Origin of the sequence: Pseudomonas sp. MCal1, from assembly GCF_026341415.1 — a bacterium.
In the GTDB taxonomy this organism is placed as follows: domain Bacteria; phylum Pseudomonadota; class Gammaproteobacteria; order Pseudomonadales; family Pseudomonadaceae; genus Aquipseudomonas.
Genome location: NZ_JAKUMP010000017.1, coordinates 51,175 through 64,603, shown reverse-complemented (window position 1 = coordinate 64,603; position 13,429 = coordinate 51,175). Strand labels below are relative to the sequence as shown.

General features: G+C 61.2%; 16 protein-coding genes. 5 read left to right on the top strand and 11 right to left on the bottom strand.

Translation table 11 applies throughout. From position 1 onward, the window contains the following. Positions 1-113: 113 nt before the first annotated feature. The 3 genes from MKZ87_RS25205 to MKZ87_RS25195 are packed head-to-tail and all read right to left on the bottom strand — an operon-like array spanning position 114 to position 3,522. On the bottom strand, positions 114-1,019 hold the full coding sequence (locus MKZ87_RS25205; protein ID WP_227234465.1) for an acyltransferase: 906 nt from the start codon (positions 1,017-1,019) through the stop codon (positions 114-116). A gap of 4 nt (positions 1,020-1,023) precedes the next feature. Then, positions 1,024-3,123, bottom strand: coding sequence for a phosphate acetyltransferase (gene pta / locus MKZ87_RS25200; protein ID WP_085698478.1), 2,100 nt, complete (start codon positions 3,121-3,123; stop codon positions 1,024-1,026). A 60-nt stretch (positions 3,124-3,183) separates the two neighbouring features. After that, positions 3,184-3,522 (bottom strand): DUF3565 domain-containing protein, encoded by a 339-nt coding sequence (locus MKZ87_RS25195; RefSeq protein ID WP_227234467.1) that lies wholly within the window; start codon positions 3,520-3,522, stop codon positions 3,184-3,186. Between MKZ87_RS25195 and MKZ87_RS25190 the strand changes: the two genes are divergently transcribed. The 3 genes from MKZ87_RS25190 (at position 3,491) to MKZ87_RS25180 (ending at position 5,842) form a co-directional block, all read left to right on the top strand. Next, entirely contained in the window at positions 3,491-3,976 is a 486-nt protein-coding gene (locus tag MKZ87_RS25190; RefSeq protein ID WP_085698479.1) for an FKBP-type peptidyl-prolyl cis-trans isomerase, read from the top strand. The two genes, MKZ87_RS25195 and MKZ87_RS25190, sit on opposite strands and share 32 nt — an antisense overlap. Positions 3,977-4,098: 122 nt before the next feature. After that, entirely contained in the window at positions 4,099-4,581 is a 483-nt protein-coding gene (locus tag MKZ87_RS25185; RefSeq protein ID WP_007959082.1) for a glutathione peroxidase, read from the top strand. A gap of 157 nt (positions 4,582-4,738) precedes the next feature. Further along, positions 4,739-5,842: an NADH:flavin oxidoreductase gene (locus tag MKZ87_RS25180; protein ID WP_085698480.1), complete on the top strand. Its 1,104-nt coding sequence runs from the start codon at positions 4,739-4,741 to the stop codon at positions 5,840-5,842. Here the strand turns inward: MKZ87_RS25180 and MKZ87_RS25175 are convergent. Together MKZ87_RS25175 and cysZ are read right to left on the bottom strand one after the other, a co-directional pair. After that, a complete protein-coding gene (locus tag MKZ87_RS25175) occupies positions 5,811-7,031 on the bottom strand; it encodes a glycosyltransferase family 4 protein (protein WP_266202113.1) in 1,221 nt (406 codons plus the stop codon). The two genes, MKZ87_RS25180 and MKZ87_RS25175, sit on opposite strands and share 32 nt — an antisense overlap. Positions 7,032-7,073: 42 nt before the next feature. Next, on the bottom strand, positions 7,074-7,826 hold the full coding sequence (gene cysZ, locus MKZ87_RS25170; protein WP_085698482.1) for a sulfate transporter CysZ: 753 nt from the start codon (positions 7,824-7,826) through the stop codon (positions 7,074-7,076). 310 nt (positions 7,827-8,136) lie between these two features. On the opposite strand from cysZ, the gene trxB reads away from it, so the two are divergent. Beyond that, a complete protein-coding gene (gene trxB / locus MKZ87_RS25165) occupies positions 8,137-9,099 on the top strand; it encodes a thioredoxin-disulfide reductase (protein ID WP_085698483.1) in 963 nt (320 codons plus the stop codon). A 162-nt stretch (positions 9,100-9,261) separates the two neighbouring features. Here the strand turns inward: trxB and MKZ87_RS25160 are convergent, their stop codons facing one another. From MKZ87_RS25160 to MKZ87_RS25135, 6 genes are all read right to left on the bottom strand, one after another. Further along, complete coding sequence (locus MKZ87_RS25160) at positions 9,262-9,600, bottom strand: HopJ type III effector protein (protein WP_085702486.1); 339 nt, start codon at positions 9,598-9,600, stop codon at positions 9,262-9,264. Next, positions 9,593-9,889, bottom strand: a complete 297-nt coding sequence (locus tag MKZ87_RS25155; protein WP_085702487.1) for a DUF1244 domain-containing protein — start codon at positions 9,887-9,889, stop codon at positions 9,593-9,595. The genes MKZ87_RS25160 and MKZ87_RS25155 overlap by 8 nt, the downstream gene beginning before the upstream one ends. Before the next feature lie 68 nt (positions 9,890-9,957). Beyond that, complete coding sequence (folX, locus tag MKZ87_RS25150; RefSeq protein WP_007957207.1) at positions 9,958-10,329, bottom strand: dihydroneopterin triphosphate 2'-epimerase; 372 nt, start codon at positions 10,327-10,329, stop codon at positions 9,958-9,960. Beyond that, positions 10,330-10,890, bottom strand: a complete 561-nt coding sequence (folE, locus tag MKZ87_RS25145; RefSeq protein ID WP_085702488.1) for a GTP cyclohydrolase I FolE — start codon at positions 10,888-10,890, stop codon at positions 10,330-10,332. It abuts the gene before it with no gap. Between the two features lie 21 nt (positions 10,891-10,911). Then, positions 10,912-11,622 carry a dihydromonapterin reductase gene (folM, locus tag MKZ87_RS25140; RefSeq protein WP_085702489.1) on the bottom strand — a complete coding sequence of 237 codons (711 nt, stop codon included), beginning with the start codon at positions 11,620-11,622 and terminating at the stop codon, positions 10,912-10,914. A gap of 56 nt (positions 11,623-11,678) precedes the next feature. Beyond that, positions 11,679-12,248, bottom strand: coding sequence for an antibiotic biosynthesis monooxygenase (locus MKZ87_RS25135; RefSeq protein ID WP_085698488.1), 570 nt, complete (start codon positions 12,246-12,248; stop codon positions 11,679-11,681). Positions 12,249-12,469: 221 nt separating this feature from the next. Between MKZ87_RS25135 and MKZ87_RS25130 the strand changes: the two genes are divergently transcribed. Then, a complete protein-coding gene (locus tag MKZ87_RS25130; RefSeq protein ID WP_085702490.1) occupies positions 12,470-13,429 on the top strand; it encodes a MerR family transcriptional regulator in 960 nt (319 codons plus the stop codon).

The window sequence follows — 13,429 nt, the reverse complement described above, 5'->3', positions numbered from 1 at the left end:
TCGATGAGCAATCATCGGCGGGCTTTTTTTGTGCCGGGTGATCGTTCCCACGCGGAGCGTGGGAACGATCAAACGATCAACTGTGGGAGCGAGCCTGCTCGCTCCCACAGGGGTCAGTGTTTGGGTGGATATTCGCGGTGCATCTGCTCCAGCAACGCATCCTTGTCCAGCCACAGCTGATTGATCCAGCCCTGAAACTGCAATCGATACTCGCCGTCCTGGTCGTAGTTCTTGCCGATGAAGGCCGGCGGGATTTTGATTTCCTCAAAATGCACCACCACATCGCGCACATTGCCGCAGAGCAAATCCCAGAACCCTGGACGCCCCGCTGGATAATGAATCGTCACGTTGACGATCGATTCCAGCTGTTCGCCCATCGCATCCAGTACAAACGCAATGCCGCCGGCTTTTGGTTTGAGCAAGTATTTGAACGGCGATTGCTGCTGTGCATGTTTGCCTTCGGTGAAGCGCGTGCCCTCGACGAAGTTGAAGATGCCTACCGGGTTGTCGCGGAATTTCGCGCAGGTCTTGCGCGTGGTTTCCAGGTCCTTGCCTTTCTTCTCCGGGTGTTTTTCCAGATACGCCTTGGAGTAGCGCTTCATGAACGGAAAGCCCAGCGTCCACCACGCCAGACCGATCACCGGGACCCAGATCAGCTCCTGTTTAAGGAAAAACTTCAGCGGCTGGATGCGTCGGTTGAGCACGTATTGCAGCACCAGGATGTCGACCCAGCTCTGGTGATTGCTGGTGATCAGGTACGAGTGTTGATAGTCCAGACCTTGCAGGCCGCTGAGGTGCCAGCGGGTGCGGTGCACCAGGTTCATCCAGCCTTTGTTGTTACTGATCCAGGCTTCGTGAGTGTGGCTCATCAGCCAGCGCGATGCGCGGCGTGCGAGGTCGAACGGCAGCACTTTGATCAGTGCCACGAGAAACAGGAACGAGCAAAGCAGGATCGTGTTCAGCGCCAGCAGCAGCGCGGCGATTACGCCGCGCAGGGTGGCAGGGAGAAAAGCCAGCATCGGGTCAGATATCCAGAGGTCGGTTGGCAGCCTGAATCGCAGTCAGGGCAATGGTGTAGACGATGTCGTCGACCTGCGCGCCGCGCGGCAGATCGTTCACCGGTTTGCGCAGGCCTTGCAGCATCGGGCCGAGGCTGACGCAGTCGGCACTGCGTTGCACGGCCTTGTGGGTGGTGTTGCCGGTGTTCAGGTCAGGGAACACGAACACCGTGGCGCGACCGGCCACCTGGCTGTTCGGCGCCAGTTGCCGGGCCACGTTTTCGTTGGCGGCGGCGTCGTACTGCAACGGGCCGTCGATCAGCAGCGAGTGCTGTTGTTCGTGGGCGAGCAGGGTGGCTTCGCGAACCTTCTCGACTTCTTCGCCGGTGGCGGATTCGCCGCTGGAGTAACTGATCATCGCCACCCGTGGCGTGATGCCGAACGCGGCGGCCGAGTCGGCGCTTTGCAGGGCGATTTCGGCCAGTTCGCTGGCGCTCGGGTGCGGGTTCATCACGCAGTCGCCGTAGACCAGCACTTCTTCGGGAAACAGCATGAAGAACACCGACGACACCAGCGTGCAGCCCGGCGCCGTTTTAATCAGCTGCAAGGCCGGGCGGATGGTGTTGGCGGTGGTGTTGATGATGCCCGAAACCAGGCCGTCGACTTCATCCAGCGCCAGCATCATGGTGCCGATCACTACGGTGTCTTCCAGTTGCTGTTCGGCCATCGGCGCGTTGAGGCTCTTGCTCTTGCGCAGGGCGACCATGGGTTCGACGTAGCGCTCGCGGATCAGATCCGGATCGAGGATTTCCAGCCCCGGCGGCAGGACGATGCCCTGAGCCCGGGCGACGGCTTCGACATCCGCCGGTTTGGCCAGCAACACGCAACGGGCAATCCCGCGTTCCTGGCAGATCGCAGCCGCTTGCACGGTGAGCGGCTCGCTGCCTTCGGGCAGGACAATGCGCTTGTTGGCAGCCTGCGCGCGTTGAATCAATTGATAGCGGAACACCGCCGGCGACAGGCGCATTTCCCGCGGTGTACCGCAGCGCTGGTGCAGCCAGTTGGCGTCCAGGTGACTGGCGACGAAGTCGGTGATGATCTCCGCGCGTTCACGGTCATCGACGGGAATTTCCTTGTTCAGGCCGTTGAGCAGATTCGCGGTGTCGTACGAGCCGGTGCTCACCGACAGCACCGGCAAGCCAGCCTGCAACGCGCCACGGCACAGGTCCATGATGCGCGGATCGGGCAGGGTGTCGCTGGTCAGCAGCAGACCGGCCAGCGGCACGCCGTTGATCGCGGCGAGGCTGACGGCGAGGATGATGTCGTCGCGATCGCCGGGAGTCACCACCAGCACGCCGGGCTTGAGCAGATCCACGGTGTTGCGCATGGTGCGCGCGCAAATGATGGTCTTGGTCATGCGCCGGGTTTCGTAGTCGCCGGCGTTGAGCACCTGGGCGCCCATCAGGTCGGCCACATCGCGGGTGCGCGGGGCGTTGAGTTCCGGCTGGAACGGAATGCAGCCGAGCAGACGGAAATCACCGGTGCGCAGCAAGGGCGAATGCTCTTTCAGGCGCGCAGCGAAGGCGTCCATGCTCTCGTCGGTCTTGACCTTGTTGAGGATCACGCCGAGGACTTTCGGGTCCTTCGGCCCGCCGAACAGTTGCGCCTGCAACTCGACGCGGCCGGAAAGTTCGGTCAGCACTTCGTTTTCCGGGGCCGAGACCAGTATCACCTCGGCATCCAGGCTCTTGGCCAGGTGCAGGTTGACCCGCGCGGCGTAGCTGGCGCTGCGGGTCGGCACCATGCCTTCGACGACCAGCACGTCTTTGCCGATGGCTGCCTGCTGGTAGAGGGTGATGATTTCTTCGAGCAGCTCGTCGAGCTGACCGTCGCCGAGCATCCGCTCGACATGGGCCAGACCCAGTGGCTGTGGCGGTTTCAGGCCGTGGGTGCGGGCCACCAGTTCGGTGGAGCGCTCAGGGCCGGTGTCGCCCGGATGCGGCTGGGCGATCGGTTTGAAGAAGCCGACTTTCAGCCCGGCCCGTTCCAGCGTACGCACCAGCCCGAGGCTGATGGAGGTCAGACCCACACCAAAGTCGGTGGGCGCGATAAAAAAAGTTTGCATGCGGATTCTCTAAGGGTGCATGGCAATGGCGATCGTCTCTGTGTGCCGATCTGCCGAGATTCAGTCGCCAAGGTTATCGCTAACCGAGGCTTGAGCGCACCAACCGCAAGCAAAGGGTTGGCCTATTTTTTCAATGCGTTGCGTGGCGTCCAGAACCCACGCCCGGGACTGCCAGGGCGGGAGGTGGCGCAGGTGCTGGGTATGGCCGCAGGACAGCTCGGCGACCCAGTGGCCGTCCTCGTCCTGATGGAATCCGGTGACGGTCACGGGCGCCAATCGATCCCGTCTGTCCGGGTTCTGTTCGCTTTCGGGCAAATCCTTGTTTAGACTTGTCCGTTCTTCATTCTTATGCAAAAGGTCTCGCCCCATGCTGATCGCCGCCAATAAGGCTGTCTCCATCGACTATACCCTGACCAACGACGCTGGTGAGGTCATCGACAGCTCCGCCGGCGGCGCTCCGCTGGTCTACCTGCATGGCGCAGGCAACATCATCCCGGGCCTGGAAAAAGCCCTGGAAGGTAAAGAAGTCGGCAACGAGCTGGAAGTGTCCGTCGAGCCGGAAGATGCCTACGGCGAATACGCCGCTGAACTGGTCAGCACCCTGAGCCGCAGCATGTTCGAAGGCGTTGACGAGCTGGAAGTCGGCATGCAGTTCCACGCTTCGGCGCCGGACGGCCAGATGCAGATCGTCACCATCCGTGATCTGGACGGCGACGACGTTACCGTCGACGGCAACCACCCACTGGCCGGTCAGCGCCTGAACTTCAAAGTGAAGGTCGTTGCCATCCGTGACGCCAGCCAGGAAGAAATCGCTCATGGTCACGTCCATGGCGAAGGTGGCCATCACCACTGATTTTCTGCGCTAAGCTCAGAGAACTGGAGAGGCGCCCGAGGGCGCCTTTTTAGTCCGCGGCTGTCCTTGGTGCCCTCGCCAAGTGGCTGTTTCGAGTAGAACACGGGAATCTGGAGTTCGTCATGAGTGCTTTTCACGACCTTAAGTTGACAGCCCTGGATGGTCAGGAGCTACCGCTGGCACCCTTCAAGGGCCAAGTCGTGCTGGTGGTCAACGTCGCCTCCAAATGCGGCTTGACCCCACAGTACGCGGCGCTGGAAAACCTTTATCAGCAATACAAAGGCAAAGGCTTCAGTGTGCTGGGCCTGCCGTGCAACCAGTTTGCCGGTCAGGAACCGGGCAGTGAGCAGGAGATCCAGGAATTCTGCAGCCTCAACTATGGCGTGAGTTTTCCGTTGTCGAAAAAGCTCGAAGTCAACGGTCACGACCGTCATCAGCTGTACCGCCTGCTGGCGGGCGAGGGCGCGGAGTTTCCCGGTGACATCACCTGGAATTTCGAGAAATTCCTGCTCGGCAAGGACGGTCGGGTACTGGCCCGCTTCTCGCCGCGCACGGCGCCGGATGATCCTTCGGTGATTACGGCGATTGAAAAAGCCCTGAGTTGAAACACGAAAATCGCAGCCATTGAGCTGCGATTTTTTTTGCCTGCCTTTTGACCCTTAATCATTCAGATCAATAGTGCTATCGGGCGTTTGAAACTCCGCATATTATCGCCGTCATATGAATTGCGTGCCCGTCGATCAATTTTTCGTGGAGCTTCCCATGCCCGTGCAAGCCCTGTTCAAACCGTTCCAGCTCGGTGCCCTCGAACTGCCGACCCGCGTGGTCATGGCGCCGATGACCCGTTCGTTCTCTCCGGGCGGCGTGCCCAATTCCAAAGTGATCGAATACTACCGTCGTCGCGCGGCAGCCGGTGTCGGCCTGATCATTACCGAAGGCACCACCGTCGGCCACCAGGCATCCAACGGTTACCCGAACGTGCCGCACTTCTACGGTGAAGCAGCCTTGGCCGGCTGGAAGAAAGTCGTGGATGCAGTACACGCCGAAGGCGGCAAGATCGTTCCGCAACTCTGGCACGTCGGCAATGTGCGCCGTCTGGGCACCGAGCCGGACGCGAGCGTGCCGGGTTATGGCCCGTCGGAAAAACTCAAGGACGGTCAGGTCGTGGTGCACGGCATGACCAGACAGGACATTCAGGACGTGATCGCAGCCTTCGCCCAAGCGGCGAAAGATGCCCAAAGCATCGGCATGGACGGCGTGGAAATCCACGGCGCCCACGGTTACCTGATCGACCAGTTCTTCTGGGAAGGCAGCAACCAGCGCACGGACGAATACGGTGGCAGCCTGGCCAACCGTTCGCGTTTCGCCATCGAGCTGATTCAGGCTGTGCGTGCGGCGGTGGGCGAAGGCTTCCCGATCATCTTCCGTTTCTCGCAGTGGAAACAGCAGGACTACACCGCGCGTCTGGTGCAAACCTCTGAGGCACTGGGTGAGTTCCTCAAGCCGTTGTCCGACGCCGGGGTGGATATTTTCCACTGCTCGACGCGCCGTTTCTGGGAGCCTGAGTTTGACGGCTCCGACCTGAACCTGGCCGGCTGGACACGCAAGCTGACCGGCAAACCAACCATCACCGTCGGCAGCGTCGGCCTCGATGGCGAGTTCCTGCAGTTCATGGTCAACACCGACAAGGTCGCGCAACCGGCCAGTCTGGAGAAACTGCTGGAGCGTCTGAACAACGACGAGTTCGATCTGGTGGCAGTAGGGCGTGCGCTGCTGGTCGATCCGGACTGGGCGCAGAAAGTGCGCGAAGGCCGCGAGCAGGACATTCTGCCGTTCAGCCGTGAGGCGTTGATGACGCTGGTTTGATCGATGTGGGAGGCTTGTCGTGCAGGTCGCGGCAAGCCCCCAGCAAATGGTTTTCAAACTGTTCGACGATGGCCGCCCAACCCTGGCGGCTGGCGTGCTGGCGTGCGTTCAGGCGTACGCAGCGCAACCTTTCGTCTTCTTCCAGCAGCCATGCGGCTGCCTCGCAGAACGCCTCTTCATCTCCGGGCATTGCCAGCACGCCGTTGTAGCCATGGCGAATATGCTGGGCCGCCGCGGCCTGATCGTAAGACACCACCCCAAGGCCTGAGGCCAGCGCTTCCAGCACGACGTTGCCAAAGGTCTCGGTCAGGCTCGGAAACAGAAACACATCCCCCGACGCATAGTGCGCCGCCAGCGCTTCGCCCCGTTGCGAGCCGCAGAAAATCGCCTCGGGTAGTTCGTTTTCCAGTGCCATTCGTTGCGGTCCGTCGCCGACCACGATCAGCTTCAGGTTGCGCTGTGGATAAGTGCCGGCGAGCTTTTCGAAACTGCGCTTGAGCAAGCCGAGATTTTTCTCCGGCGCCAGGCGTCCTACGTGAATGACAGCAATGTCCCGCTCGCCAAGACCCCATTGCTCACGCAAGGCATTCAGGCGTTTGGCCGGGTGGAACAACTGACTGTCGACACCCCGGGACAGCAGCGCCAGGCGCTCGAAGTGCCGACGCTCCAGCTCCAGGCGCTGGCTGACGCTCGGCACCAGGGTCATGGCCGAACGATTGTGAAACCAGCGCAGATAGTGGGTGAGCAAGCGCGTCAGCAAGCCCAGCCCGTACTGGTGGGTGTATTGCTGAAAGTTGGTATGAAAACCACTGACCACGGCAATCCCCAGGCGCCGTGCCGCGCGTAACGCCGACAGCCCGAGCGGGCCTTCGGTGGCGATATAGAGCACGTCGGGGCGATGACGCGTCCAGCGTCGCAACAGTTTGTGCATCGACGACTGGCCCCATTGCAGCCCCGGATATCCCGGCAACGGCCAGCCCCGGCACAGCAGCAGGGCGTCGTCTTCACTGCGCTGCGGATCGTCAGTCTGACGCGGTCGCACCAGTTCCACCCGATGCCCGCGTGCGCGCAAACCGTCGCACAAGCGGCCAAGGGTATTGGCCACGCCGTTGATTTCCGGTGGGAAGGTTTCGCTGATGAGGGTGATATGTAGAGCTGTCGTCATGGCCTCAGTGTCGGCTGAGGCCATGTCGTGGTTGTGACGTTCCGATGATGGATTTGTGACGCGGTCTCAGCGTTGCATCACCAGATTCTCGGCCCCGCGCTCACGCACCCAGAACAGCGTCGCGCCAGCCACGGCGGCCGGCATCATCAGGATGTTGACCAGCGGAATCAGCAACACCAGATAAACGATCCCGCCGAAGCTCATGCTCTGCCAGCGCTTCTGGCGCAGCCAGGCGAGCATTTCGTTCCAGCCCAGCTTGTGGTTATCCGCCGGGTAGTCGATGTACTGGATCGCCATCATCCACACCCCGAACAGCAGCCACAACGGCGCGGCGACGATGTTCACCACCGGGATGAACGACAGGATGAACAGGCCGATCGCGCGGGGCAGGAAATAACCGAGTTTGCGCATTTCCCGTGCCAGGGTGCGCGGGATCATGGCGATCAGTTCGCCCCAGCTGAAGGCCGGGAAGTCGTCGGTGCCGCGCACCACCACTTCAACCTTTTCCGCGAGGAAGCCGTTGAACGGCGCGGCGATCACGTTGGCCAGCATCGTAAAGGTGAAGAACACCATCAACGCCACCAGCACCACGAACAGCGGCCACAGGATGTAACTGAGGAAACTCAGCCATTCAGGCAGCGACGGCATCAGCGTGTCGACCCACAGGCTGAACTGGTGACCGGCCAGATAGATCAATCCGACGAACAGCACCAGGTTGATGGCCAGCGGCAGCAGCACGAACAGGCGCAGGCCGGGACTCAAGACCAGTTTGAGGCCTTCGCGCAGGTATTGCGGGCCGGACAGAACAGGGGCGGGCATAAGGTGCTCCGAGCAAGGGAAAACGCGCCGACCTTACCGACTTTGCAGGACCTGTGAAAGCGCGGCAGCGGGATCGACATTCACTGTAACAAAGACGTCCATCTCGTCAGTGTGTCGGCATAGAGACCACCTATGAGCTGGATTGTTAAACCGTATTTCCTTAATCTTGCCCCCCTCGATACGCTGCACCCAACTTTTTACAGGACTGTCGAGCTCACGCCTTCCCCAAGGTTATCCACAGTCCTTTTTTATTCCCGCCGGCAGTCCGGCGTCCGGCCAGGTGTCTTGGCCGGTCAACAGGAGCAGGTTCATGTCTGAAGTCCGTCATTCGCGAGTGATCATCCTCGGTTCCGGCCCTGCCGGTTACAGCGCTGCCGTCTACGCTGCCCGTGCCAACCTCAAGCCGCTGCTGATCACCGGCATGCAGGCCGGCGGTCAATTGACCACCACCACCGAAGTCGACAACTGGCCGGGCGACGTCCACGGTTTGACCGGTCCGGTGCTGATGGAACGCATGCGCGAGCACGCCGAGCGTTTTGAAACCGAGATCGTGTTCGATCACATCAACGCCGTGGACTTCGCTTCCAAGCCCTACAGCCTGACCGGCGACAGCGGCACCTACACCTGCGACGCGCTGATCATCGCTACCGGCGCCAGCGCCCGTTACCTGGGCCTGCCGTCGGAAGAAGCGTTCATGGGCAAGGGCGTTTCGGCCTGCGCGACCTGCGACGGTTTCTTCTATCGCAACAAGCCGGTGGCCGTGGTCGGTGGCGGCAACACTGCTGTCGAAGAAGCCCTGTACCTGGCCAACATCGCCAGCAAGGTCACCCTGATCCACCGTCGCGAAACCTTCCGCGCCGAGAAGATCCTGATCGACAAGCTCAACGCCCGTGTGGCCGAAGGCAAGATCGAGCTGAAACTGAACGCGACCCTGGACGAAGTGCTGGGCGACAACATGGGCGTGACGGGTGCGCGTCTGAAGAACAACGACGGCAGCTCCGACGAAATCAAGGTCGACGGCGTGTTCATCGCCATCGGCCACACCCCGAACACCTCGTTGTTCGAAGGTCAGCTGGAATTGAAGGACGGCTACCTCGTGGTTCAGGGTGGCCGTGAAGGCAACGCCACCGCGACCAGCGTCGAAGGCATTTTCGCTGCCGGCGACGTGGCCGACCACGTTTACCGTCAGGCCATCACCTCGGCCGGCGCCGGCTGCATGGCGGCACTGGACACCGAGCGTTACCTGGACGGTCTGCAGAACGCTTCGTTCTAAGATCGCAGACAACTCGACATGATCGTTCCCACGCTCCGCGTGGGAATGCCTCATTTGGACGCGGAGCGTCCCCGGCTGCATTCCCTCGCAGAGCGTGGGAACCATCTGACGAAAAAAATCGGCCAATTGGCCGGTTTTTTCATGCCTGCGATTCGCTCGGAATCAGCGGCGGGTCAGCGGTTGCGCATCGAATTTCACGCCCGCCAGACCGTGCTGGATCAACGCACGGATATTGCCGTGATCGCTGCCTTCAGGCGTTGCCACGACCGAGCGGTAGTGTTCGCCGAACGCCAGCAGCGCTTCTTCATCGCTCAAGCCTTCCAGCAGCGCCAGACCCAGGGTCTTGCACGAACCTTCGTTCTGCCCGGCTGCGTTTTCCACGCCGCCGTTGTTGAACGCCTGAGGCTGGTAGTCGTAACCGGCGGCGATGAAGGCCAGGGTGTCGGCAAAAGCATGTTCGCCGCTCTTGAGGCTGGCGCGCAGGGTGTTCAGATCACTCATTGGGTCTTCCCTTGGCGAACGCCGCTTGCTGTTCGGCGCTGGCTTCTTGCTGATATTGGGCTTTCCAGTCGGCGTACGGCATGCCGTAAACCACTTCACGGGCATCGTCGAGGCTGACCTCGATCTGGCGCTCGTCGGCGGCTGCCTTGTACCACTTCGACAGGCAGTTGCGGCAGAACCCGGCGAGGTTCATCAGGTCGATGTTCTGCACGTCCTTGCGGCTGTCCAGGTGGGCGACCAGCCGGCGGAAGGCGGCGGCTTCGAGTTCGAGGCGTTGTTGCTCGGTCATGATGGGCTCTGTGCAGTCAAATCGTGGCGCGGATGATAAAAGCCTGACGCCCGGAGCGCCAGACACGTTCAGCGGCTGGCGGCGAGGGTGATCGACACCGATTCGGCAAAACGCAAGGCATGCGGCTTGTCGACTTCGACTTCGGCGTACAGCACCGATTCGTTGGCCATCACCAGATCCAGCAGCTCCTGGGTCAGGCGTTCGAGCAGCGCGAAACGGTTGCCTTCCACGTGGGCGATGATCGCCTTGGTGATCGTGCGGTAGTTCAGCGCGTGGTCGATGTCGTTGTCACGCACCGCTTCCTGCGCGGCGTACAGGATGGTCAGGTTGATCAGCACATCCTGCTTGTTGAGGATTTCGTCCTCGTTGATCCCGATAAAGGTGCGCAGGCGCAGATCCTTGACCCGGATGCGCGCCATTCCCGGCTGAAGTTGAGGCATTTACTTGCTCCGTCCAATCAATTGCAGGAACTCCTGACGGGTGTTGCTCGACTCGCGGAAGGCGCCGAGCATGACCGAGGTGTTCATGGTCGAATTCTGTTTCTCGACACCGCGCATCATCATGCACATGTGTCGGGCTTCGATGACCACCGCGACACCGGCGGCATCGGTGACTTGCCGGACCGCCTCGGCGATCTGGCGGGTGAGGTTTTCCTGGATCTGCAGGCGACGGGCGAACATGTCCACCAGTCGCGCGATCTTCGACAACCCCAGCACCTTGCCCGTCGGAATATAAGCCACATGGGCCTTGCCGATGAAGGGCAGCAGGTGATGTTCGCACAACGAATAGAGCTCGATGTCGGCGACGATGATCATCTCGTCGCTGTCGGAGGCAAACAGCGCGCCATTGACGATTTCCTCGACGCTCTGTTCGTAGCCGTGACACAGGTACTGCATGGCCTTGGCCGCCCGCACCGGGGTGTCGAGCAATCCTTCGCGGTCAGGGTCTTCACCGAGACCGATCAGGATCTCGCGGTAACTCTCGGGCAGGGAACGGGTCATGGAGCATCCTCGCGGGGCGTATTACTTGACGTGCCGCCCGCCATTGACGGTCAGGGTCGTGCCGGTGACGTAAGGGTTGTCGAGCAGATAACGCAGGCTCTGATAAATCACTTCGCTGCCGGGTTCGATGCCCAGCGCGGACTTGGCCAGCGCTTTGGCGCGGTACGCTGCGTCGTCGTCGGGATTGAACAATAGCAGGGCTGGCGCGATGCCGTTGACCTTGATTGAGGGCGCGTAGCGCGCCGCGAAGGACAGCGTGAGACTGTCGAGCCCGGCCTTGCTGGCGCAATAGCCGATGTGTTTGCTGCTGCCCTTGCGGGTGACGTCATCGCTGATGTGGATGATGTCGGCAGGACTCGAGCGTTGCAGCAATTCGGCGCAATGCAGGTTGATCAGGTACGGCGCCAGCATGTGGACGTTAAACATGCGGCAGAACGCTTCGGCTTCGCCGTCGTCGGTTTCCGCCAGCCACTGCGAGGCGTTGTGCACGATGGCGCGCAGGCTGTCGGTGTGGGTCTTCAGTTCGGTGATGAACGCGAGGATCGAGGCTTCGCTGGAAAAGTCCGCGTGCAGCCCGAGGGCGCCCAGATCCCGCAAAGCCTTCACTCCCGGTCGTTCGCTGCGGTAGGTGAAGATCACCCGATGGCCGTCGTCCAGCAGACGCTGCGCACAATGCAGGCCGACCCGCTGGCCGGTGCCGGTGATGAGGATGGGAGCTGTGGGAAAAGTCATGTACGGCTCGCGTCGAAGTCAGAGCAAAAACTATAACAGCGACGCGAGCGACGGCTTCAGCGATTTTGCGTAGAGGGCGCGGCGGGCAGTGGGCGTGCAGGCGCCGGGTTGAGCCAGCCGGCCAGCAGGCGGGTCGACAGCGGAATGAAGAAGTAGACCATCAACGGGGTCAGGCACAGCGTGCTGACGAAGACTCGGGGAACCAGGCTCATTTCAGCGAGCAGCGGACCCAGCACGAAATTGAACAGCAGCGACACCGGGAAGAACGCCAGCCAGATTGCCACGGCCTGTTTCCAGCGCGGGGGGCGATGACCGGCAGCACCGAACCAGCCTTCAATGCCGCTGACCCGATGTTCCGTCGGGTGGGCAAACAGATCGCTGCCACGCGCCAGCCATGCGGTGCGCGATGCCGAGTGTTCCCAGGCATGCAGTGTCTGTTCGTCGACGAAGCGGAATATGATCTGGAATTCATCGTCGCCGGGAGGCGGGGCCAGTACGCCGGAGCCGAGGTAACCGGGGAAATCGGTGGCCAGTTGTTCGCCTTCTCGCAACCAGGCGATCAGATCCTGATAACGACCATGGGTGACGCGACGCGCGACCATCAGCGTGACGGGGGAAGTAGACATTGTGTATCTCCGTATTGCATGTGCGTCGCTCCGGGTAGGAGTTTCGCCTGACGCAGCGCCGGGTAGAGGGCTGCGTTTTTCGACAAGCAAGGATTATTCCTCATCTTCGTGACAAACCAGAGACTTTCGTCTCATTTCACCGCTTGAACCGCTCGATGGCATCCGGAGTAGAATGGGATCCAACTACGCTCACACTCGCCAACGAGGACGTACCCGCGCAAATGCCTGTCATGACTGACGTTCGTCCTGCTTTCCCGGCCTCTGTTGCGCTGGAGCGCGAAGAGCTTTTCCCTATCCGCGAAGTAGCGCGGCTGACCGGCGTGAACCCGGTTACGTTGCGCGCCTGGGAGCGTCGCTACGGTTTGATCCAGCCGACACGCACCGAAAGCGGGCATCGGTTGTATTCGATGACCGATATCGAGCGCGTTCGCAGCATCGTCGACTGGATCGATCGGGGTGTCGCCGTGAGCAAGATCGGCAGGATCCTGGCCAAGACCGAGCCGATGAAAGTCCTGGCCCCGTTCATATCCGATGACAATATGCAGACGGATTACCTGCAGTGGCAGGAACAGGTTCGGCACGCGGTCGGTTCATTCGACGATCAGGCGCTGGATCAACTCTACGGCCAGATTTTCTCCTCCTACGCATTGCCTGTCGTGTTTCAGGACATCCTGATGCCGTTATGGCTGCAAATGCTGCAGCGCCAGGACGCTTTCGGACAAACCAGCGAGTGGCTGTTCTTTGATGGTTTTCTGCGAGCGAAGGTGCTGCAGCGCATCGTCATGCTCCGCGGCTCTCAACCGCGCAGGGTGATCGTCAGCGCACTGGCCGGTCAATGTCGTGAGCTTGAACTACTGGTGGCGGCGCTGTTTCTCAGCGGCAATGACGCGGGTGTTCGTGTACTCACCACCGGCCAGCCGTTCGATGAACTGACGCTGGTGTGCGAAAAGACCAGGCCTCAGGCGCTGGTGCTGTTTTCCAATCATGCGCCGACTGCCGAGCTGCCACGACGTTTGAATCGTCTGGCCTTGAGCCTGGATTGTCAGTTGATGCTGGCGGGCGATGCCGCCGATCTGGCGCAGGACAGCCTCGCCGGATCAGCGGTTGGCTGCCTGGGCAATGACGGATCGACCATGCGTCAACGCATGAATCAGTTTCTGGCGGGGACGCTGGATACCTGA

Excerpts from the sequence above, each read along its gene's own strand:
- MKZ87_RS25205 (WP_227234465.1), bottom strand. The coding sequence starts at position 1,019 with ATGCTGGCTTTTCTCCCTGCCACCCTGCGCGGCGTAATCGCCGCGCTG.
- pta (WP_085698478.1), bottom strand. The coding sequence starts at position 3,123 with ATGCAAACTTTTTTTATCGCGCCCACCGACTTTGGTGTGGGTCTGACC.
- MKZ87_RS25190 (WP_085698479.1), top strand. The coding sequence starts at position 3,491 with ATGCTGATCGCCGCCAATAAGGCTGTCTCCATCGACTATACCCTGACC.
- MKZ87_RS25195 (WP_227234467.1), bottom strand. The coding sequence starts at position 3,522 with ATGGAGACAGCCTTATTGGCGGCGATCAGCATGGGGCGAGACCTTTTG.
- MKZ87_RS25185 (WP_007959082.1), top strand. The coding sequence starts at position 4,099 with ATGAGTGCTTTTCACGACCTTAAGTTGACAGCCCTGGATGGTCAGGAG.
- MKZ87_RS25180 (WP_085698480.1), top strand. The coding sequence starts at position 4,739 with ATGCCCGTGCAAGCCCTGTTCAAACCGTTCCAGCTCGGTGCCCTCGAA.
- MKZ87_RS25175 (WP_266202113.1), bottom strand. The coding sequence starts at position 7,031 with ATGGCCTCAGCCGACACTGAGGCCATGACGACAGCTCTACATATCACC.
- cysZ (WP_085698482.1), bottom strand. The coding sequence starts at position 7,826 with ATGCCCGCCCCTGTTCTGTCCGGCCCGCAATACCTGCGCGAAGGCCTC.
- trxB (WP_085698483.1), top strand. The coding sequence starts at position 8,137 with ATGTCTGAAGTCCGTCATTCGCGAGTGATCATCCTCGGTTCCGGCCCT.
- MKZ87_RS25160 (WP_085702486.1), bottom strand. The coding sequence starts at position 9,600 with ATGAGTGATCTGAACACCCTGCGCGCCAGCCTCAAGAGCGGCGAACAT.
- MKZ87_RS25155 (WP_085702487.1), bottom strand. The coding sequence starts at position 9,889 with ATGACCGAGCAACAACGCCTCGAACTCGAAGCCGCCGCCTTCCGCCGG.
- folX (WP_007957207.1), bottom strand. The coding sequence starts at position 10,329 with ATGCCTCAACTTCAGCCGGGAATGGCGCGCATCCGGGTCAAGGATCTG.
- folE (WP_085702488.1), bottom strand. The coding sequence starts at position 10,890 with ATGACCCGTTCCCTGCCCGAGAGTTACCGCGAGATCCTGATCGGTCTC.
- folM (WP_085702489.1), bottom strand. The coding sequence starts at position 11,622 with ATGACTTTTCCCACAGCTCCCATCCTCATCACCGGCACCGGCCAGCGG.
- MKZ87_RS25135 (WP_085698488.1), bottom strand. The coding sequence starts at position 12,248 with ATGTCTACTTCCCCCGTCACGCTGATGGTCGCGCGTCGCGTCACCCAT.
- MKZ87_RS25130 (WP_085702490.1), top strand. The coding sequence starts at position 12,470 with ATGCCTGTCATGACTGACGTTCGTCCTGCTTTCCCGGCCTCTGTTGCG.